Source organism: Wenjunlia tyrosinilytica, from assembly GCF_014646055.1.
Lineage (GTDB): Bacteria > Actinomycetota > Actinomycetes > Streptomycetales > Streptomycetaceae > Wenjunlia > Wenjunlia tyrosinilytica.
The window spans coordinates 23,464-46,276 of sequence record NZ_BMMS01000026.1 but is presented as its reverse complement, the minus strand read 5'-3'; the positions used below and the strand labels follow the sequence as shown (position 1 = coordinate 46,276).

Below are 22,813 nucleotides of genomic sequence, written 5' to 3'. Positions count from 1 at the left end.
CTCCGGTCGGTTGGTGACGTTCGGGGAGCGGGCGGGGCTCAGCGGCTCGTGGCGCCCGGCGCCCGGCCGGTCGGCGCCTGGCCGGTCGGCGCCTGGCCGGTCGGCGCCTGGCCGGTCGGCGCCTGGCCGGTCGGCGCCTGGCCGGTCGGCGCCTGGCGGGTCCGGGCGGGGGCGGAAGGCGCTTGGGCGGCGGGGGCGGAAGGCGCTTGGGCGGCCGGGGCGGCCCCGCCCGCCTGCGCGATGCGGCTCGCCAGGACCGGGCCGATCACGGCGAGCGCCTCGGGCCTGGTCATGTCGGCGTGCGTGGAGTCCACGATGTGGTGCTCCAGACCGCCGACATGGGGAGCCCAGAGGGCGGACGCGGTCGTGGCGTCCAGGTGCCTCTCCCGCCCGGCCTGGAAGAGCAGGACCTGCCCGTCGTACCGCTTCGGGGCGAACTCCCGCATGAGCTGGACGTTGTTGACGGTGACCTCCATCAACGCGGCGACGGCGCGCTCGTCGAGGCCGGACAGGATGCTGCCGCGCTCGCGCAGGAGCTCCAGGACCCGGGCCGCCGTCACGGTTCCGTCGGCGTCGGCGGTGCCCTCGAGCACGTCGACGCCGTCGAAGGCCAGGCGCAGGACGTCCCGGGCGTCCATCACCTCGTACTCGCCGTTGGCGCCGCCGGGATAGGCGTCGAGCAGAGCCAGCAGGGCGACCTCCTCCCCCGCTGCCCTCAGATCGGTGGCGACGGCGTGCGCGACCGCGCCGCCGAACGACCATCCGGCCAGCTGGTAGGGGCCCTCGGGCTGGATCTTCCGGATCTCCGCGAGGTAGTCGACCGCGATCTCCTCCACGCTGCGGGGCAGCCGCACGGGCCGCGCCAGGCCGCGGGACTGGAAGGCGTAGACCGGGGTGTCCTCGTCCACGTACCGGGTGAACCCGGCGTAGCACCAGCCCATGCCCCCGCCGGGGTGGATGCAGAACAGGGGTGTGCCGTGGCCGGACGGCCGCAGCGGGAGGACGGTCTCCAGCGCGCCGTCGGTCTCCTCCTCCGGCGCGGCCGCGGCCGCGCCGGTCCCCGCGCCCAGTGCCGCGCAGAGCGCCGCGACCGTGGGAGCGGCGAACAGGGTGCCGACCGCCATCTCGGCGTTGACGGCGCCGCGGACGCGGTTGACCAGCCGGGTGGCGAGCAGCGAATGGCCGCCGAGGTCGAAGAAGTTGTCGTCGATACCGACCCGCTCCAGGCCCAGCACGTCGGCGAACAGGCCGCACAGGACCCTTTCCGTGGGGTTGCGCGGGTCACGGCCCTGTGTGCTCGCCGCCGCCGGTGCCGGAAGGGCCTTGCGGTCGAGCTTGCCGTTGGGCGTCTGCGGCAGGGTGTCGAGGACGACGAACGACGAGGGGATCATGTACTCGGGCAGTCCTGCCGCGAGCCTTTCCCGGACAGCGGCGACATCCACGCTCGCCCCCTCGGCGGGGACGAGGTAGCCGGTCAGCCGCCGATCGCCCGGACGGTCCTCCCGGACCATCGCCGCCACCTGGACCAGTCCGGGGTCCTGGGCCAGCGCCGCCTCGACCTCACCGAGTTCGATGCGGAAGCCCCTGACCTTGACCTGGCCGTCGGCCCGGCCGACGAACTCCAGCACTCCGTCCCCGGCCCACCGCACGATGTCGCCGCTGCGGTACATACGGCAGCCGTGCTCCCGCGTGAACGGATCGGCGACGAACCGGCCCGCGGTCAGGTCGGGGCGGCCGATGTACCCGCGTGCCAGGTCCGGTCCGGCGATGTACAGCTCGCCGGGGACACCCACCGGCACCGGGGCGAGCCTTTCGTCGAGCACATAGAGGCGGGTGTTGTCCATGGCCCGCCCGATGGGCACCGAGCGGCCGACCCGGTGCGGGGCGCGCATGGGGTGCCAGGAACAGATGACCGAGGTCTCGGTGGGGCCGTAGGTGGCGACGATCTGCGTGTCGGGGCACAGGTCGATGGCCCGCTGCACGGCGCTGACCGGCACATTGTCGCCTCCGGTCCACACCTGCCGCATCCGTCCGAGGGCCCGTGGCTCCTCCTCGGCCATGAGATTGAAGAGCACGGGGGTGAACAGGGCCGAGGTCACGCCGTGTTCGGTGATGACCCGGGCGTACTCGCGTGTGTCCAGGGAGCCGACGGGCGCCACGACGACCCGGCCCCCGGTGAGCAGGGGCACCCACAGCTCGTACGTCGAGGCGTCGAAGGCGTGCGGGGCGTGCATCAGGACGGCCCGCTGCGCACCGCCGGACCAGCACTCGTCGGCGGCCAGGTCGGCGACGTTGCGATGGGTCACTCCCACTCCCTTGGGAGCCCCGGTCGAGCCGGAGGTGTAGATCACATAGGCCAGGTGGTCGGGGTGGACGGTCACGCCGAGGTTGTCCGACGGCTCGTCGTCCAGCGTGGGATCGTCCAGGCCGACGATCCGGGTGCCGCCCTGCCGTACCCGCTCGACCAGCTCGTGGCCGCGCGTCGAGGCGTCGACCACCAGAACGGACGCGCGGGTGCCCTCCATGACGTAGTGCATCCGCTCGAGCGGGTAGCCCGACGACAGGGGGACGTAGGTGCCGCCCGCCTTGACGACGGCCAGCGTGGTGGCGACCACGTCGGGCGAGCGCTCCAGAAGGGTGGCCACGGTCCGGTCCGGACCGATGCCCAGATCCGCCAGCCGGTGCGCGATGCGGTTGGCGCGGGTGTTCAGCTCGCCGTACGTCAGTACCGTACGGTCCGCGCACACGGCCGCGGCGTCGAGCCGCTGCGCGGCGCACGCTTCGAACAGCCGTGCAAGGTCCTGGTCGGGCACCTGCCGCCGGGGGCCGTTCCAGGTGTGGAGGACGAGTTCGCGCTCCTGCTCGGACAGCAGGTCCACGCCGGTGATGGGCAGTCCGGGGTCGGCGGTGACGATGTCCAGGAGCCGGACCAGCCGCTCGGCCAGGGCCTGCGCGGTCTCCCGGTCGAACAGGTCGGTGCTGAACATGATGCCGCCCCGCAACCCGGCCGCTGATCCATCGGCGTCGTACCGCTCGTCCAGGTGGAACTGGAGGTCGAACTGGGCCACGTACGCGCCGACGTTCTCATTGCGGACCTCGAGCCCCGCCATCGCGAACTCGGTGCTCTGGTTGTGCAGGATGAGTGTGGTCTGGAACAGGGGGTTGCGCGCCAGCGAGCGGGTGGGGTTGAGGGCCTCGACCAGGCGGTCGAAGGGGAGGTCCTGGTGCGCGTAGGCGGCCAGGTCGGTGTCCCGCACGCGCTCGAGGAGCCGGCGGAACGTCGGGGCTCCGGAGGTGTCGGTGCGCAGCACCACGGTGTTGACGAAGAAGCCGACCAGATCGTCCAGTGCCTCGTCGGTGCGGCCCGCGACCACGGAGCCGATGGGGATGTCGGTGCCCGCGCCGAGCCGGGTCAGCAGCGCCGAGAGCCCCGCCTGCACGGCCATGAACAAGGTGGCCTGGCTCTCCCTGGCCAGCGCGAGCAGTCGTTTGTGGGTGTCCGCGCAGACCTCCAGCGGCACCGAGTCGCCCTGGTGGCTGGGAACTGCCGGACGGGGGCGGTCCCGCGGCAGCTCCAGCTCCTCCGGCACACCCGCCAGGGCCTGCCGCCAGTAGTCGAGTTGGCGGCCGGCGACGCTTCCGGGGTCCTTCTCGTCCCCGAGCAGCTCCCGCTGCCACAGCGCGTAGTCGGCGTACTGGACCGGCAGCGCCGTCCAGTCCGGCTCATGGCCCTCCAGCCGGGCGGCGTACGCGGCCGACAGGTCCTGTCCGAGCGGTCCCATCGACCAGCCGTCGGCGGCGATGTGGTGCAGGACGAGCAAAAGGGCGTGTTCCTCGGGGCCCAGCTCGAACAGCCAGGCACGTACCGGCAGTTGCTCGGCCAGGTCGAAGGGCCGGCGGGATGCCGCCTCGGCCGCCGCGGTCAGCTCCTCCTCCGCGACGGTGTGTGCGGTCAGCTCGATACGGGCTTCGGCGAGGACGATCTGACGTGGCTCACCGTCGACCTCACGAAGGACGGTGCGCAGGACCTCGTGGCGGTGCGCCACATCGCTCAGCGCGGCATCCAGCGCGGACCGCTCCAGCCTGCCGGTCAGCCGCACCATCAGCGGCAGGTTGTAGACGGCGCTGGGGCCCTCGAGACGGTGCATGAACCACAGGCGCTGCTGGGCGTAGGACAGGGGCAGCGCTTCGGGGCGCTTCGCCCGCGAGCGGAGCGGCCGGACGGTGGGCCCGGTGGCCCCCGACTGCTCGATCCTGGCCGCGAGGGCGGCCACCGTGGGCGCCTCGAAGAGGTCGCGGATGCCGAGTTCGGCGCCGAGGACATTGCGGATCCGGCTGATCATGCGGGTGCCGAGCAGCGAGTGGCCGCCGAGGTCGAAGAACCTGTCGTCGATACCGACCCGGGCCCGTCCCAGCACCTCCGCGAAGATCTCGCAGAGGATCTCCTCCCGCGGCGTGCGCGGACCTCGGCCCTTGGTGTCGGCGGCCCGGGGGACCGGCAGGGCCCTGCGGTCGAGCTTGCCGTTCCGGGTGATCGGCAGGGTGTCGAGGACGACGAAGGCGGAGGGGACCATGTAGTCCGGCAGCACGGCGGCGGCACGCTCGCGCAGCGACTCGGGGCGAGGGGGCTCGGCGCCGGGAGCGGGCACCGCGTACGCCACGAGCCGTTTGTCACCGGGCTGGTCCTCGCGGACCACCACGGCGATCTGGGCCAGATCCTCCAGGCCGCCCAGGACCGACTCGATCTCTCCGGGCTCCACACGGAATCCGCGGATCTTCACCTGCTCGTCGACCCTGCCGACGAACTCCAGCATGCCCTCGCGGCTCCAGCGGACCAGGTCGCCGGTGCGGTACATACGCGACCCGGCCGCACCGTGGGGGTCGGCGACGAAGCGCCCGGCCGTCAGGCCCGGCAGTCCCGGGTAGCCGCGCGCCAGACCGGCACCGGCCACGTACAGCTCCCCCGTCACCCCGGTCGGGACCAGCTCCAGGGCGGCGTCCAGGACATAGGCCCGCATCTGGTCCATGGGCCGCCCCATCGGCACGGTACGGCCCACCCGGTGCGGTGCCCGCAGCACATGCTGGGTCGCGAACAGCGTGGTCTCCGTGGGGCCGTAGGTGGGCCTGACCGCCGTGTCCGGGCAGGTGTCGAGGACCCGCTGCACCGCCGTCACCGGGATCACATCGCCGCCGGTGAGCACTTCCCGAAGGCCCGCGAAGGTCTGCGGGACCTCCTCGGCGACGACGCGGAACAGGCCCGCGGTGAGCAGGACGCTGGTGAGTTCCTGCTCGCGGATGATGGCCGCCAGCGCGTGCGGGTCGAGGTCACCGGGCGGGGCCACGACGACGCGCCCGCCGGTGAGGAGCGGGACCCACAGTTCGTAGGTCGAGGCGTCGAAGGCGACCGGGGAGTGCAGGAGTATCCGGTGGTCGACGCCGCGCCAGCACTGGTCCAGCGCGAACGCGACCACGTCCTGGTGGGTGATGCCGATGCCCTTGGGCGTCCCGGTGGACCCGGAGGTGTACATCACATAGGCCAGTTGCTCGGGATGCGTGCGCACGAGCGGGCCCCCGGTGTCACCCCGTACGGCCGCGGCCCCGGGTGCGGCCGGGTCCGGCGCGACGGACCCGGGATCGTCCACGACCAGGATCCGCGCCGCATCGGCGGGAGTTGAGGCGAGGAACTCGTGGCCCAGCATCGCCCGGTCCGTCAGGAGCACGCGGGCGGCGGTGTCGGCAAGGACGGAGGCCATCCGGCTCGCGGGCGAGCGCACGTCCAGCGGCGCGTAGACGGCCCCCGCCTCGAGGACGGCCAGGATGGAGACGATCAGATCGGCGGAGCGCTCCTGGAGGATCACGACCCTGCTCTCGGGCGTCACCCCCGAGGAGATCAGGCGGTGGGCCAGGGCCCGGGACCGCTCGTCGAGCTCGCGGTAGGAGACCGGGGCACCGTCGAAGACCACGGCGACCGCGTCCGGTGTCCGCTCGGCCTGCGCCCGGAACAGCTCGGTGATGCTCGCCGAGGGGATCTCACCGGCCGGACCGTGCCCGTCCCCGAGGATCCGGGCACGCTCGGCCTCGGACAGGATCCGAGCGCGGCTGATCGCCTGATCCGGCTCGGCCGCCACCGCGGAGAACAGTGACGCCAAGTGGCCCGCCATCGACCGGGCGGAGTCCTCGGTCCACAGATCCGTGCTGTATTCGAGGGTGCCCGTCAGGCCGTCCGGGCAGCCGTCCGCGCCGTGGTTCTCTTGGAGGGTGATCGACAGGTCGAACTGCGCGATACCGGAGCGGATGTCCTCGACGCGGACCTCGAGTCCTCCGAATCCGAACGCGTCGACCTCGTTGGTCCGCAGGGCCACCATCGTCTGGAAGAGCGGGTGGCGCGAGAGCGACCGGGTCGGGTTCAGGGCCTCGACCAGGCGGTCGAAGGGAAGGTCCTGGTTGTCGTACGCGGCCAGGGCGATGTCCCGGACCCGTGCGAGGAGTTGGCGGAACGTGGGATCGCCGGAGGTGTCGGTCCTCAGCACCAGGGTGTTGGCGAAGAAACCGACCAGATCGTCCAGCGCCTCATCGGTGCGGCCGGCGGCGGCGGTACCGATGGGGATGTCCGTGCCCGCTCCGAGCCGGGACAGCAGGACCGACACCACGGCCTGGACCGACATGGCCACGGTGGCGCCGGTCGCCCGGCACAGATCGAGGAGTCCGGCATGGGTGGCCGCGTCGATCCCGAACCCGACGATCTCCCCGCGGTGGCCGAAGACGGGCGGTCGCGGATGGTCGGTGAACAGCGCCGGCTCTTCCGGCAGGTTCGCCAGCGCCGCGCGCCAATGGGCGAGTTGGGTACCCGCCACGCTGTCGGGGTCGTTCTCGTCGCCGAGCAGCTCGCGCTGCCACAGCGCGTAGTCGGCGTACTGCACCGGCAGTTCGGCCCACCCCGGCTGCCGGCCCTCCAGCCGCGCCGCGTACGCCAGTCCCAGATCCCGTCCCAAAGGCCCCATCGACCAGCCGTCCGCGGCGATGTGGTGCATCAGCAGGAGGAGCACATGCTCCTCGGGACCGAGCTCGAACAGCCAGGTCCGCAGCGGCACGTCGGCGGCCAGGTCGAAGCAGTGCCCCGCCTTCTCCTCCAGCGCGGACGCCAGGTGCTTCTCGGCGCTCACCTCGACGACGGTCAACTCGGGGCGGGCGTCCTCGGTGCCGAGGATCACCTGGACGGGTTCGGCGCCCACCTCGCGGTACACCGTCCGCAGGATCTCGTGCCGTTCGACCACATCGGCCAGCGCGCCGCTGAGGGCCTCCCGGTCGAGCTTGCCGGTCAGCCGCAGCGCGAGCGGCAGGTTGTACGTCGGGCTCGGGCCTTCGAGGCGGTGCAGGAACCACAGGCGCGCTTGCGCGAAAGAAAGCTGGACCGTCATCGGATCTGTCTCCTGGAGAAGGGGCCTCGGGCACGGTGGAGCGCCGCGGACGGGCGCGGTTCGGGGCGGGAGGAGGAGCACCGGACCGGTCAGGACACGGGGTCGGTCACTGCCCTTTCGCGGGTGAGGCGACCGGTCGCGGTGCTGTGGACGGGCTCAGCCCCGGTTCCTCGGCCGGAGGACCGGCCGCGAGGGCGGGGTGCGCTTGCGGCCCGGCGCACGTTCGTCCGGTTCCGAAGCGGCCAGCAGGGCCGCGACTGCGGCGACCGTGGGGGCCTGGAAGAAGCTGCCCACCGCCAGTTCCTTGGCCAGGGCGGTGCGGATGCGGTTGACGAGTCGGGTGGCCAGCAGGGAGTGCCCCCCGAGATGGAAGAAGTTGTCGTGGATCCCGACCGCCTCCAGGCCGAGGACATCGGCGAACAGGCCGCACAGGATCTCCTCGTGGGGTGTGCGCGGGCCCGCGCCGGAGGCCTCGGTGGCGACCTCGGGGGCCGGAAGGGCTCCGCGGTCCAGCTTGCCGTTCGGGGTCAGCGGCAGCGCCTGCAGCACCACCACCGCGGAGGGCACCATGTATTCGGGCAGGGTGCCGGACAGTTCCTGGCGCATCCGGTCCGGGTCCGGGACCGCACCGGGAGCGGGCACCACGTAGGCGACCAGGCGTTTGTCCCCCGGCCGGTCCTCGCGGGCGGCGACCGCGGCATGGGCGACGGCGGGATCGGCGGCGAGAGCCGCCTCGATCTCCCCGAGTTCGACGCGGAATCCGCGGATCTTCACCTGTCCGTCGACGCGGTTGACGAAGTCGAGTTCACCGTCCGGTCTCCAGCGGACCAGGTCGCCCGTGCGGTACATCCGGGTGCCCGGGGGGCCGAACGGGTCGGCCACGAACCGCTCCGCGGTCACGCGGGAGCGGTTGAGGTATCCGCGGGCCAGTCCGGTGCCGGAGATGTACAGCTCTCCGGTGACCCCGACGGGGACCGGAGACAGGCGCCGGTCCAGGACATGGACACGTGTGTTGTCCCTGGGCCTGCCGATGGGCACCGTGGCTCCCCCGCGGGTCGCGGAAGTGACCCGGGTCCATGTGGCGAGCACGGTGCATTCGGTGGGTCCGCAGACGTTCATGAGTTTGACGTCCGCGCCGTGCTCGAGCGCCCGGCGCATGGCGTGCGGTGAGGCGGCCTCGCCCCCGGTCACTATCTTGCCGAGCCTGCCGATCGCGTCCGGTATCTCCTCGGCGAGCAGGTTGAACAGGGAGGTGGTGATGACCGCGCCGGTCACCTCGTGTTCGGAGATGAGTCGCGCGTACGTCGTGGTGTCGAGGGCGCCGGGCGGGGCGACGACGATCTGGTTGCCGGTGAGCAGGGGAACCCAGATCTCGTAGGTGGACGCGTCGAAGGCATGGGCGGAGTGCAGCAGGACACGTTCTTGTGAACCGTCCCGCCAGCCGCGGTCGGCGGCGAAGGCGACCACGTTGTCGTGCGTCACGGCCACCCCCTTCGGGGTGCCGGTGGACCCGGAGGTGTGCAGCACACATGCCAGGTGGTCGGGCTCGATACGGATGGCCGGATCGCTGCCGGGCCGACCCTCCAGGCCGGCTTCGCCGTCCACCACCACCACGGCGGCGTCCAGTTGCCGGGCGGCCTCGGCCGCGGGATGGGTCGCGTTGGCGGGATCGACGACCAGCAGGCGGGCGCCGGTGTCCCGCATGACCGCCTGGACCCGGTCGGCCGGGTAGCCGGTGGGCAGCGGCAGATAGGCGCCGCCGGCCTTGACGACGGCGAGACTCGCCACCACGACGTCGACGGACCGCTCGAGCCTGACCGCCACCGCCGACTCCCGGCCGAGGCCCGCGTCGATGAGCCGGTGGGCGAGACGGTTGGCGCGCTCGTTCAGCTCCCGATAGGTCAGCCGCTCGACGTCGCTCGCCACCGCGACCGCGTCCGGGGCCTGCGCCACTCGCGCCCCGAACACCCCGGTCAGCGAACCGCGGGAGACCGGGACCGCGGTGTCGTTCCACTCCCCGAGGATCAACTCGCGTTCGGCCGGGGTGAGGATCTCGGCGCTGCCGATGGGCAGATCAGGACGCCGGGAGAGCTCATCGAGCAACTGCGTGAAACGTGCCGCCAGCGCCTCCACGGTGTCACGGTCGAACAGGTCGACCGCGTAGTCGACGGCCAGATCGATTCCCCTCGCGCTGCCGTCCTCCCCCTTGTGCTCGAGGACGTCGAAGGTCAGGTCGAACTTGGCCACCGGGAACTCTGCGGGGAGCACCTCGGACTTGAGCCCGTCGACGCAGAGACGGACTTCGGGTGTGTCCTGGTAGGCCAGCGCTATCTGGAAGAGGGGGTGGCGGGAGCGGGAGCGGGCGGGGTTGAGGGCTTCGACCAGGCGGTCGAACGGCAGGTCCTGGTGGGCGTACGCGGCCAGATCCGTGGAGCGGACCCGCCGCAGAAGCTCACCGAAGGACGGGTTTCCCGAGGTGTCGGTGCGCAGCACCAGGGTGTTGACGAAGAAGCCGACCAGATCGTCCAGTGCCTCGTCGGTGCGGCCCGCGACCACGGAGCCGATGGGGATGTCGGTGCCCGCGCCGAGCCGGGACAGCAGCACCGACAGCCCCGCCTGCACGGCCATGAACAGCGTGGCCCCGCTCTGCCCGGCCACCGCGAGCAACCGCCGGTGGGTGTCCGCGGATATCTCCACTGCCACCGAGTCGCCCGCGTAGGTGGGTACCGCCGGACGGGGACGGTCCCTCGGCAGGTCCAGTTCCTCCGGCAGGTCGGCCAATGCCTGCCGCCAGTAGGCGAGTTGGCGGCCCCCGATGCTGCCCGGTTCGTTCTCGCCACCCAGCAGTGCGCGCTGCCACAGGGTGTAGTCGGCGTACTGCACCGGCAACGGCGGCCACTGCGGCTCCCGGCCCTTCAGCCGGGCCTCGTACGCGGTGGCGAGGTCCTGACCGAGCGGCGCCATCGACCAGCCGTCACCGACGATGTGATGCAGGACCAGCAGGAGCACATGCTCCTCGGCACCGGCCCGGAACAGCCACGCGCGCAGCGGCAGATCGCCGCTGAGGTCGAAGGTGCGGTGGGAGGCGGCGGTCACCGCTTCCTGGAGCTCCTCGGGTGCGAGCTCCACCCGCGTCAGCTCGACGAGCGCCTCGGCGGAGGGAAGGATCACCTGGACGGGCTCCCCGTCCACCTCCCGGAAGATCGTCCGCAGGCTCTCATGCCGTGCGGCCACATCACCCAGCGCGGACTCCAGGGCGCGGGCGTCGACATCACCGGTCAGGCGCAGGGACAGCGGGATGTTGTAGGTGGCGCTGGGGCCTTCCACCTGGGCCAGGAACCACAGCCGGCGCTGGGCGAAGGACAGGGGGACATGCCTCCCGCGATCGGCCGACGCCCGGAGCACCGGACGGTCCATCCCGCCGCCGTGCGCCGCCAGCACGGACGCGATCCCGGCCACGGTCGGCGCCTCGAAGAGCCCGCCCACCCCCAACTCCGCGCCCAGGACCGTGCGGACGCGGTTGACCAGCCGAGTGGCCAGCAGCGAGTGGCCGCCGAGGTCGAAGAAGTTGTCATGGATGCCGACCGAATCCAGGCCCAGGAGCCCGGCGAACAGACCGCACAGGATCTCCTCCTGCGGGGTGCGCGGGCCCGCACCGGAAACCTCACCCGAGAAGTCCGGTACCGGAAGCGCCCTGCGGTCCAGCTTCCCGTTCGGGGTCAGCGGCAGCGCCTCCAGTACCACCACGGCGGAGGGCACCATGTACTCCGGCAGCGCCCCGGCGAGCGAACGGCGCAGCCCCTCCGGATCGGGGACGGCACCGGCGACGGGGACGACATAGGCGACCAGGCGCTGGTCACCGGGCCGGTCCTCGCGCACCACCGCCTTCACCTGGGCCAGCGCCGGATCCGCCGCGAGCACCGCCTCGATCTCACCGAGCTCCACCCGGAACCCGCGGATCTTCACCTGCTCGTCGACCCGGCCGACGAAGTCCAGCTCACCGTCCGACGTCCACCGGACCAGATCTCCCGTGCGATACATCCGGGCACCCGCCGCACCGAAGGGATCGGCCACAAAGCGTCCCGCGGTCGGACCCGGACGGTTCACATAGCCTCGGGCCAGGCCGGTGCCGCCGATGTAGAGCTCACCGGTGACCCCGACGGGGACCGGCTGGAGATGCTGGTCGAGGACGTACACCCGGGTGTTCCACAGGGGCTTGCCGATGGGAGCGGCGAAGGTCTCCGCCCTCCCGGCGGCGGAGCCGAGCCGGCAGACGGTGGAGGTGCAGGAGACCTCGGTGAGCCCGTAGACGTGGATCAGCTCGGTCGGCTGTTCCTCCCACATCAGGAGGCGATCGGGGAGAATCCGCTCGCCGCCGGTGGCCACGAAGCGGAAGCTGCTGGGCAGTCGGCGGCCGGTGGTGTGCAGCTCATGGGCCCATTCGAGCCAGTATGCGGTGGTGAGCTCCAGCCCGGTGATGCCGTGTTCCTCGACGTAGCCCGCGAGGTCGGCTCCGGCGGCGAGTACGGGCGTCTCGGGGATCACGACGGCCGCTCCCGCGGCGAGTATCGGCAGCAGTTCCTCGAGAAGGACGTCGAAGCCGGGGGACGCCACCTGGAGCATGCGGTCCGCCGAGGTGAGCGCGAACGCGTCGACCATGGTCAGTGTGTAGTTGAGCAGCGCGCCATGGGTGAACATCACTCCCTTGGGGCGTCCGGTCGATCCGGAGGTGTAGAAGACGCAGGCCACATCCTCGGGGCCCGGCTCGGTGGGCGGCGGCACCGGGCTCTGCCGCGAAGCCGTGGTTGAAGCCGCCCCGTCGGGCCCGTCGGGCCCTTCGGCTCCCTGGGCTGCTTGGGCTCCTTGGGCTCCTTGGGCTCCTTCGGCATCCGCGAGATCGTCGAGGCTGATCACTTCCAGGCCCGAGACGGCGTCACGCAGGGCGTCGAGCACTCGCGACTGGCTCAGGACCGCGGCGGGCGAGACGTCGTCCAGGATCGTCCGGAGTCTCGCCGGTGGGATCTTCGGGTCGACGGGCAGGAAGGCGGCACCCGCCTTGAGCGCACCGACGACGGCGGCCACCAGGTCGGTCGAGGGCTCCACTGCCAGGGCCACCACGTCACCCACGCCGATCCCCCGTGCCCGCAGGAGCGCGGCCACGCGCCCGGCGGAGCGGTCCAGCGCGGTGTAGCTCAGGCGGACGGCGCCGTGCTCGACGGCCGTGGCGCCGGGGGTGCGGGCGACGTGCTCCGCGAAGAGTCCGAGGACGGTTGTCCCGGGCAGGGGCCGGGCGGTGTCGTTCCACTCCCCGAGGACAAGGCCGCGCTCGGCCGGGGTGAGGATCTCGGCATGGCCGATGGGCAGATCGGGGCGGACCGAGACCTGTTCCAGCAACTGCGTGAAGCGAGCCGCCAGTACCTCGACCGTGCTCCGGTCGAACAGGTCGACGGTGTACTCGAACTCGATGAGAAGGCCGTCGGGCCGGCCCTCCTCGTCGTACCTCTCCCGCAGGTTGAGGCAGAGGTCGAACTGTGCCCCGGGCAGCAGGCTCTCCGCCTCGCCCACGGTGACACCGCCGCCGAGCGAGAAGTCCCCGGCGGCGTTGTTCTGCAGGACGAGCGCGACCTGGAAGAGGGGGTGGCGGGCCCGGGAGCGGACCGGGTTGAGGGCCTCGACGAGCAGGTCGAAGGGCAGATCCTGATGGGCGTAGGCGGCGAGGTCGGTGGCGCGGACCCGCTCCAGGAGCTCACCGAAGGACGGGTTCCCGGAGGTGTCGGTCCTGAGCACCAAGGTGTTGACGAAGAAGCCGACCAGATCGTCCAGGGCGTCATCGCCGCGTCCGGCGACCACGGAACCCATCGGGACATCGGTGCCGGCCCCCAGCCGGGTCAGCAGCGCCGAAAGCCCCGCCTGCGCGGCCATGAACAGGGTGGCGTGGTTGTCCCTGGCCACGGCGAGCAACCGACGGTGGGTGTCCGCGGGCACCTCCAGCGCCACCACGTCACCCTCGTGGCCGCGCACCGCCGGGCGGGGACGGTCCCACGGCAGTTCGAGCTCCTCGGGCAGATCGGCGAGCGCTTCGCGCCAGTGGGCGAGCTGGCGGCCGCAGACGCTGTCCGGGTCGTTCTCGTCGCCGAGAAGTTCGCGCTGCCACAGCGCGTAGTCGGCGTACTGCACCGGCAGGGCTGGCCACCGCGGCTCCCGGTCCTCCAACCGGGCCGCGTAGGCGATCCCGAGGTCACGCCCCAGTGGTCTCATCGACCAGCCGTCGCCCGCGATGTGATGCAGGACCAGCAAAAGGGTGCTTTCGCTCTCACCCGTGCGGAACAGCCAGGCACGCACCGGAAGGTCGGCGCCGAGATCGAACGGCCGACGGGAGGCAGCCGCCATCGCCTCCTGGAGCTCCTCCGGTGCCAGATCCACCGGCATCAGCTGCACCGAAGTGCCATCCGCGGACAGGATCACCTGGACGGGCTCCCCGTCCACCTCCCGGAAGACCGTGCGCAGACTCTCGTGGCGGCCCGCCACATCACTCAGCGCGGATTGCAGCGCGCGGGCATCGACATCACCGGTCAGGCGCAGGGCCAACGGGCAGTTGTAGGTGGCGCTCGGTCCCTCCATCTGCGCCAGGAACCACAGTCGCCGCTGGGCGAAGGACAGCGGCACCTGCTGCCCGCGCTCACCCGACGCCCGCAGCACCGGACGCTCCGGGCCGCCGCCGTCCCCGGCCAGCAGTGCCGCGATCCCGGCCACCGTGGGCGCCTGGAAGATGCTGCCCACGGCCAGTTCCTCGGCCAGGGCCGCTCGGATGCGGTTGGCCAGCCGGGTGGCGAGCAGGGAGTGGCCGCCGAGGTGGAAGAAGTTGTCGTGGATCCCGACCGTCTCCAGGCCGAGGAGTGCGGCGAACAGGCCGCAAAGGATCTCCTCCTGCGGGGTGCGCGGGCCCGCACCGGAAACCTCGGCCGAGTAGTCCGGCGCCGGAAGCGCCTGGCGGTCCAGCTTGCCGTTCGGGGTCAGCGGCAACGCCTCCAGGACCAGCACCGCGGAGGGCACCATGTACTCGGGCAGGGTCGCCGCCAGGGAGCGGCGCAGCTCCTCCGGATCGGGGGCGGCACCGGCGGCGGGGACGGCATAGGCGACCAGGCGCTTGTCGCCCGGCCGGTCCTCGCGCACCACCACCTTGGCCTGGGCCAGCGCCGGATCGGCGGCGAGCACCGCGTCGATCTCCCCGAGTTCGACGCGGAACCCGCGGATCTTCACCTGCCCGTCGGCCCGTTCGACGAAGTCGAGTTCTCCGTCCGGTGTCCAGCGGACGAGGTCGCCCGTGCGGTACATCCGGGTGCCCGCGGGGCCGAAGGGATCGGCCACGAAGCGCTCACCCGTCACCCCGGGGCGGTTCAGATAGCCACGGGCGAGACCGGTGCCGGCGATGTACAGCTCACCGGTGACACCGACGGGCACCGGCCGCAGATACCGGTCCAGGACAAGGAGCCGGGTGTTGTCCATCGGTCCGCCGATGGGGACCGCGGTGCCGGTGGTGGCCGTGGCGGCCACCACCGCCCTGGTGGCGAGCACCGTGCACTCGGTGGGCCCGTACACATGCATGAGCTTGAGGTCGGGGCCGTGCTCGAGCACGCGGCGCATCGCACGGGGTGAGGCGGCCTCGCCACCCGTCACTATCCTGCCGAGCCCGCCGAGCACCTCGGGGATCTCCTCGGCCAGCAGGTTGAACAAGGTGGTGATGACGAGCAGGCCGGTGACCCTGTGCTCGGTGATGACGCGTGCGTACGTCTCGGTGTCGAGGACGCCGGGCGGGGCGACGACGATCTGGTTGCCGGTGAGCAGGGGCACCCAGATCTCGTACGTCGAGGCGTCGAAGGCGTGCGCGGAGTGCAGCAGCACGCGCTCCTGCGAGGCGTCCTTCCAGTCCGGCGCGGCGGCGAAGGTCGCCACATTGCGGTGGGTGATCGCCACGCCCTTGGGTGTGCCGGTGGAGCCGGAGGTGTGCAGCAGGCAGACCAGATCGTCGGGGTGGGCCGGTAGGTCCGGGTCGCTGGTGGGCCGGTCCTTCAGTCCCTCCTCGCCGTCCACGACGAGCACGGCGGCGCCCAGCTCCTCGGCGGCACCGGCTGCCGCGTGGGTGCGGTTGGCGGGGTCGACGATCAGGATGCGGGCGCCCGTGTCGCTCATGACCAGGCGTATCCGCTCGGCCGGGTACCCGGCGGGCAGCGGCAGATAGGCGCCACCGGCCTTGACGACGGCCAGGCTCGTGACGACGACGTCGACCGAGCGCTCCAGGCGTACCGCCACCGCCGACTCCCGGCCGACGCCCGCGGCGATGAGCCGGTGCGCGAGACGGTTGGCGCGCGCGTTCAGCTCCCGGTAGGTCAGCCGCTCGACGTCGCTCGCCACCGCGAGCGCGTCCGGGGCCTCGGCCACCCGTGCCAGGAACACCTCGTTCAGCCCGCCGCCGGACACGGCGACCGCGGTGTCGTTCCACTCCCCCAGGATCAGCTCGCGTTCGGCCGGGGTGAGGATCTCGGCACTGCCGATGGGCAGATCCGGATGGGCCGACAGCTCATCGAGCAGTTGCACGAAGCGAGCGGCGAGGGCTTCCACCGTGCCGCGGTCGAAGAGGTCTGCGGCGTACTCGAAGTGAATCCGGACACCGCCGGGACCGCCGTCGTCGTCACGCTGCTCGCGCAGATTGAGGCACAGGTCGAAGTGCGGGCCGGGCAGCGGCACTTCTCCCTCGCCGACGGTGACACCGTCGCCCAGGGAGAACTCGGCGGCGGCGTTGTTCTGGAGGACTAGCGCGACCTGGAAGAGCGGGTGGCGGGAGCGGGAGCGGGCGGGGTTGAGGGCTTCGACCAGGCGGTCGAACGGTAGGTCCTGGTGGGCGTAGGCAGCCAGATCGGTGGTCCGGACCCGTGCCAGGAGCTCACCGAAGGAGGGGTTCCCGGAGGTGTCGGTGCGCAGCACGAGGGTGTTGACGAAGAAGCCGACCAGATCATCGAGCGCGTCGTCGGTGCGACCCGCGATCACGGAGCCGATGGGTATGTCGGTGCCGGCGCCGAGGCGCGTCAGCAACGCGGACAGCCCTGCCTGGAGCGCCATGAACAGCGTGGACTTGGACTCTCGTGACACCGCGGTCAGCCTGCGGTGGAGCGGGGCGCTGATGTGCGTGGTCACCCTGGCGCCGCGGTTGGTCGGCACCGCCGGGCGAGGACGGTCCCTCGGGAGCTCGAGCTCCTCCGGAGCTCCCGCCAACGTCGCACGCCAGTAGTCGATCTGGCGGGCCGCGACACTGTCGGGGGCGCTCTCGTCGCCGAGCAGTCCACGCTGCCACAGGCCGTAGTCGGCGTACTGGACCGGCAGCGAGGGCCATTGCGGCTCACGGCCGTCGAGACGGGCCTCGTACGCGGTGCCGACATCGCGGGCCAGGGGGCCCAAGGACCAGCCGTCACCGGCGATGTGGTGCAGCACCAGGAGAAGAGTGCTCTCATGTTCGCCGGTCCGCATCAGCCACGCGCGCAGCGGCAGGTCGGCGCCGAGGTCGAACGTCCGGTGGGAGGCCTCGGTCACGGCCTGCTGGAGCCCCTCGGGTGCGACATCGAGCCGCCTGAGCTCGACGGGGATCTCACCGGCGGGCAGGATGACCTGGACCGGCTCTCCGTCCACCTCCTCGAAGACCGTCCGCAGACTCTCGTGCCGGTCCACCACATCGCCCAGCGCGGCTTCCAGCGCGCGGGCGTCGACATCACCGGTGAGGCCAAGGGCGAGCGGGATGTTGTAGGTGGCGCTGAGCCCTTCCACCTGGGACAGGAACCACAGTCGCCGCTGGGCGAACGACACCGGGACCCGCTGCCCGCGGTCGGCGGATGCCCGGAGCACCGGACGTTCCACCCCGCCGCCGTGCTCGGCCAGTACCGCTGCGATCCCGGCCACGGTGGGTGCCTCGAAGAGCCCGCCGACCCCCAATTCCACACCCAGGACCGTGCGGACGCGGTTGACCAGCCGAGTGGCCAGCAGCGAGTGGCCGCCGAGGTCGAAGAAGTTGTCATGGATCCCGACCGAATCCAGGCCCAGGACGTCCGCGAACAGGCCGCACAGGATCTCCTCCTGCGGGGTGCGCGGGCCCGCGCCGTCGACCTCGGCCGAGTAGTCCGGCGCCGGAAGCGCCCTGCGGTCCAGCTTGCCGTTCGGGGTCAGCGGCAGCGCCTCCAGCACCAGCACCGCGGAGGGCACCATGTACTCCGGGAGTGTGCGGGCCAGGCAGTGGCGCAGCCCCTCCGGATCGGGGACGGCACCGGCGACGGGGACGGCATAGGCGACCAGGCGCTGGTCACCGGGCCGGTCCTCGCGCACCACCGCCTTCACCTGGGCCAGCGCCGGATCCGCCGCGAGCACCGCCTCGACCTCACCGAGCTCCACCCGGAACCCGCGGATCTTCACCTGCTCGTCGACCCGGCCGATGAAGTCCAGCTCACCGTCCGACGTCCACCGGACCAGATCTCCCGTGCGATACATCCGGGCACCCGCCGCACCGAAGGGATCGGCCACAAAGCGCTCCGCGGTCGGACCCGGACGGTTCAGATATCCACGGGCCAGCTGCACACCCGCGAGGTAGAGCTCCCCCGGCATCTGCGGCGCCACCGGCTCCAGAGCGGCATCCAGGACATGGAGCCGGGTGTTCCACACCGGCCGGCCGATCGGAACCAGACCCGATCCGGAGGAACGGCCGGGAACGGACTGCGCCGAGCTCACGTCGATGGAGGCTTCCGTGGGGCCGTACAGATTGTGCAGGCTGGCACCGAGCACCTGGTGAAAGCGCTGCGCCAACCGCTGCGGCAGGGCCTCCCCACTGCACAGCACCAGCCGCAGACTCGCGCACCCGGCGGCGGCAGGCTCGTCCAGGAAGACCTGGAGCATCGAGGGAACGAAGTGCAGCGCGGTGATCCGCCGCGACTGGATCAGCCGGGCCAGGTAGGCGGGGTCGCGGTGCCCGCCGGGCTTGGCCACCACCAAAGTGGCCCCGGTGATCAGGGGCCAGAAGAACTCCTGGACCGAGACGTCGAAGCTCGACGGAGTCTTCTGCAGGACCCGGTCCGCGGCGGTCAGTCCGTACTCGTTCTGCATCCACAGCAGTCGGTTGACTATGCCGGAGTGGGCGATCACCACTGCCTTGGGCCGCCCGGTGGAGCCGGAGGTGTAGATGACATACGCCGGATTCCCCGGAGCAGGCGTGGACGAGAGGCGGTGATCGGCGTAGGGCGCCAGGACATCCGGCGTGTCCAGCAGCACCCGCGGTACGGCCGACTGCGGCAGTTCCACCGCGCTCGTGGTCAGTACGCATGTCGGCCGCGCGTCACCGAGCATGAACGCGAGGCGCTCGGCGGGGTAGTCGGTGTCCAGCGGCAGATAGGCGGCACCTGCCTTGTGCACCGCCAGGAGCGCGACGACCAACTCCACCGAGCGCGGCACCGCGACCGCCACGACCGACTCCGGGCCCACGCCCCGGTCGAGCAGGAGCCGGGCCAGCCGATTGGCCTCGGCATTGAGCCGCGCGTAGGACAACTCGTCGTCCTCGAAGGCCAACGCCGGAGCGTCGGGGGTGCGCTCCACCTGCGCCTGGAACAGCTCCGGCAACGTCACGGGTTCGACCGGCCGTTGGGTGTCGTTCCACTCCCCCAGGATCCGGACGCGCTCGGCCGCAGTGTCCTGGGTCAGCTTCTGGTCCCGAGAGTCAGGCATTCTCTTTACTCCATCGTGGGGTCGGCCGCATCCCGAAGACGCCGTCCAAGATCTCTCTGCTTGCATCCTGGTCCTGCATCCTGATCCGGCATCACCATAGTCAGGTTGGCATCACGCGTCCAGAAATTATGACAGCAAGCGGCATGCGCAATGACATTCCCGTCAAGACCGCATCACCGAAGGGGCGCAGAGGACAGCGCCGGAGCGGCCGCGGACGCGCCGGTACCAGGAGTTACCCACGGAGAGGGTGCTGTCATTCCCTTGACACCCAATTGTCACGACGCTGGACATGTCCTGTCACGGATGGCTAGCGTGTCCCCCGACGCCAGTGCGACCAGGCCTCAGGGCCCGCACGGAGCGGGGTCGACGGGACCGGGCGGGCAGGCCAGTCCTGGCCCACTCCTCAGCAGTTCCGACCGACCGTGCCCACCCTTGCCGGAAGGGAGCAGTCCGCAGCCGTGAGTACCGCCCATGTCAGCTCTCCAGCCATACCCACTCTGTTTTCCACCGAGGTAGCCGACCGGCTGACCGCGGATCACATCACGTCCCTCGCCGCGGGATCCGTCGGCTCCGTGCGGATCAGGAACTTCTTCGACTCCGATCAGTGTGTTGAGGTCATGCGCGCGCTGGAGACCTGCGAGATGGGCACGTACGACGAGCAGCTCGTCCAGCCCAGGATCGCCAAACTCGGGCCGGCCGCCTACGACTTCTACGGGGACGGCAAGCTGCACGACGCGTACTGGGAGCACGCGGAACAGTCCACGCGCGTGCGGTCCCGGCTGCTGAACGGCAGCGACCCGCTGGACATCGCGGCGAAGACGCTCGCGGAGGTCTGGGGCGACGAAGTCCGGCCCGCCACGTCGGGTGGCCGGGACATGTTCGCCGGCATGATCCGGGAGATCAACAACGGCGCCCGTATGCACTTCGACGAGGTCATCCGTGAGTTCGGCGGTGTCATGGACCAGTCGCCCATCGCGCAGATCGCCTTCAACTGCCACCTCTCGACCCCGTTCAAGGGCGGTGAGGCCGTGGCGTACCGGCGGCGCTGGCGCCCGCGCGACGAGGACCAGCGGGACGGATACGGGTACGACCGGGCGCTGGTGGAGGGCGAGCCCGCCGCGATCATCCGCGCCGACCTGGGGGACGCGGTCCTGTTCGACCCGCGCAACTACCACCTGGTGGAGCCCGTGGAGGGCGGTGGACGCCGGGTCACACTCTCCTTCTTCATCGGGATCACGGGCCGCGGCCCCCTGTGCCTGTGGTCGTGAGCGCACGGCCCCGCGCCCGAGGCTCGTCCCCGCCGTTGTCACCCGCTCCCTGTCCCCGGGCGCGGCCCGTATCAGCAGAAGTAGGTAATGGTCTTGCAGCACCACCTGTACCTCACCGACACCTATGCGACCGAGGTCGCCACCACGGTGGCGAGGTCCGGTCGGGATGACTCCGGTGTCGTCTGGGTCGCTCTCGCCGAGAACATCTTCCACCCCCAGGGCGGCGGGCAGCCCGCGGACCGGGGGACGGTGGGCGGCCTGACCGCCCGGCCGCGCCGGGACGACGCCGGGTGGGTCGTCCTCGACCTGCCCGAAGCCGCTGAGGACTCCGGCGCGGTCCCCGCGCCGGGAACGGACGCCGTCGCCCGTGTCGACGCCGACGTACGCCGCCTGCACGCCGCCCTGCACACGGCCGGCCATCTGGTGCACGCGTTCGTCAGCCGACTCGGCTTCGCCCACGTCGGAAACAGCCACTTCCCCGGACAGGCCCGCGTCGACTACGCCCTGGACGACCGGGAGGTCGACCGCGACGCGCTCACCGAGCAGTTGAACAAGCAGTTCGACGAGGCAGTGCGCGCGGCGACCGCCGTGACCGCCGACCACCGGGACGGGGTGCGCAACGTCACCATCGAGGGCCTGCACACCGAGCCCTGCGCAGGCACCCACGTCCCCGATCTGTCCTTTCTGCGCGAGGTGCGCATCCGGTCCATCAAGGTGAAGGGCGGACGCATGCGCGTCGGCTACGAGGCCGAGCACGCCCCGACCACCTAGCACGCCGGCACCGAGACACATCCGTCCCCATCGGCGAACAGGAAGACCAGCGGCCATGAGCCAGTCCGAGACCGAGCCACTCGAGGTGTCCCCCGCACCGGCGGCAGAGGAGGACCCGGTCGCGAACCGGCCCCCGCTCGTTCCGCTGCGCCGCAACTGGCGGTTCCAGCTCCTTTGGATCGGCGCCTCCAGCACCACGCTCGGCGTCGAGGCGGCGGACATCGCCTACCCCCTGCTGGTGCTCGCCATGACCGGATCGCCCGCCCTGGCCGGTCTCTTCGGCTTCACCCAGCTCATCGTCATCCTGGTCCTCGGACTGCCGATCGGCGCGCTCGCCGACCGCTGGGACCACCGGTACGTGCTCATCGGCGCCGAGGGAGCCCGCGCCGGCGCCACCGCCTCGGTCGCCGTGGCCCTGGCCATGGACGCGCTCACCGTCGCGCATCTCCTGCTGGTGGCCCTGGTCCTGGGCCTGGGAACGGCCTTCGGCGGTCCGGTCCGCATGCTGCTGGTCCGTGCCGTGGTTCCCGACGAACAACTCACTCAGGCGCTCACTCAGGACGAGGTGCGCGAAGGCGCGGCGGGCCTGGTCGGGCCGGCGTTCGGTGGCGCGCTGTACGGCGTCTCCCGTGTGCTGCCGTTCATCGCGTGCGCGGGCACGTTCAGCCTTTCCCTGCTGTGCGCCCTCATCGTCCGTGTCCCGCCCCGCGGCGGGAAGCCCGTCGACGCGGACGAGCCCGAGGACGGCGGGGAGCCGTCCCCCGCCGAGGATTCCGGGGGCGTCCTCGCGGGCGTGCGCGAACTCGTGCGGCAGCCCGCGCTGCGCGGCGCCCTGCTGCTGATCGGGACGTTCTATCTCGTCATCACCGCGGTCACGCTGGTGGTCGTCGTGAAACTGCAGTCCCAGGGCACCGCGCCGGGAGCCGTGGGCCTCGCCCTCACCGGCACCGCGGTGGGCATGCTACTGGGCTCCCCGCTGGTCAAGCCGTTGCACGACTGGATGGCGCCGGGGCGGCTGCTGTTGCTGGTCTCGGTGACCGTGGCCGTCGCGATGGCGCTGCTGGCGGTGCCGTTCGGCTCGTGGTGGGTCTTCGGCGTGCTGGTGTTCTCGACCCTGACGACACCCGCCCTGCGGGTGCTTATCGACATCATGATCCTGCGCCAGGTGCCGGAGGACCGGCGAGGCAGGACGATCGTCGCCACGATGACCGTGCTCCAGTCCGGTCCCGCCCTGGGAACGATGGGCGCCGGCCTACTTCTGCAGTTCACCGGCACCACCACCGCGATCCTCGCCCTGGCGGCCCTCCAGGGGGCGGTCACCCTCTACGGGCTGACGGATCGCGCGGTGGCGCAGGCCCGCTGGCCTCAGTAGCGCCTGATCCGATCGCCCGAACACCGCGGCCCCGGAAATCCACCGGGGCCGCGGTGTTGTGCGGGGGCACGCGCCCCGCATCCCGCGGGTGCCCAGCGATCACGGTGTACGAAGGCGGTGCGCTCCCCTCTTCGCCGTGCGCGTGCGATGTGACCGTCCCGCGGCGCCGTACGAAGTCGGGGCCCGGGGGCCTGCGTCCGGGGCACTGTGTCGGGGCCTGTGTCCGGGGC

General features: G+C 71.6%; 5 protein-coding genes. 3 read left to right on the top strand and 2 right to left on the bottom strand.

Features of this window, described 5'->3' with window-relative positions; translation table 11 throughout:
• Window positions 1–38 precede the first annotated feature (38 nt).
• Both IEY86_RS38520 and IEY86_RS38515 read right to left on the bottom strand, forming a co-directional pair.
• On the bottom strand, window positions 39–7,418 hold the full coding sequence (locus tag IEY86_RS38520; RefSeq protein WP_189134331.1) for a non-ribosomal peptide synthetase: 7,380 nt from the start codon (window positions 7,416–7,418) through the stop codon (window positions 39–41).
• A 156-nt stretch (window positions 7,419–7,574) separates the two neighbouring features.
• A complete protein-coding gene (locus IEY86_RS38515) occupies window positions 7,575–19,172 on the bottom strand; it encodes a non-ribosomal peptide synthetase (protein ID WP_189134330.1) in 11,598 nt (3,865 codons plus the stop codon).
• Window positions 19,173–19,630: 458 nt separating this feature from the next.
• Here IEY86_RS38515 and IEY86_RS26235 point away from each other — a divergent pair, with 458 nt between their 5' ends.
• The 3 genes from IEY86_RS26235 (at window position 19,631) to IEY86_RS26225 (ending at window position 22,583) form a co-directional block, all read left to right on the top strand.
• Window positions 19,631–20,440 carry a 2OG-Fe(II)-dependent halogenase WelO5 family protein gene (locus tag IEY86_RS26235; protein WP_189134329.1) on the top strand — a complete coding sequence of 270 codons (810 nt, stop codon included), beginning with the start codon at window positions 19,631–19,633 and terminating at the stop codon, window positions 20,438–20,440.
• 87 nt (window positions 20,441–20,527) lie between these two features.
• The gene (locus tag IEY86_RS26230) at window positions 20,528–21,211 is read left to right on the top strand and encodes an alanyl-tRNA editing protein (RefSeq protein ID WP_189134328.1); all 684 of its coding nucleotides are present in this window, start codon (window positions 20,528–20,530) and stop codon (window positions 21,209–21,211) included.
• A gap of 55 nt (window positions 21,212–21,266) precedes the next feature.
• Entirely contained in the window at window positions 21,267–22,583 is a 1,317-nt protein-coding gene (locus tag IEY86_RS26225; RefSeq protein ID WP_189134327.1) for an MFS transporter, read from the top strand.
• Window positions 22,584–22,813 lie beyond the last annotated feature (230 nt).

Bases quoted from the DNA above. Each gene is read 5' to 3' on its own strand.
- IEY86_RS26230 (WP_189134328.1), top strand. From the start codon at position 20,528: ATGGTCTTGCAGCACCACCTGTACCTCACCGACACCTATGCGACCGAG.
- IEY86_RS38515 (WP_189134330.1), bottom strand. From the start codon at position 19,172: ATGCCTGACTCTCGGGACCAGAAGCTGACCCAGGACACTGCGGCCGAG.
- IEY86_RS38520 (WP_189134331.1), bottom strand. From the start codon at position 7,418: ATGACGGTCCAGCTTTCTTTCGCGCAAGCGCGCCTGTGGTTCCTGCAC.
- IEY86_RS26225 (WP_189134327.1), top strand. From the start codon at position 21,267: ATGAGCCAGTCCGAGACCGAGCCACTCGAGGTGTCCCCCGCACCGGCG.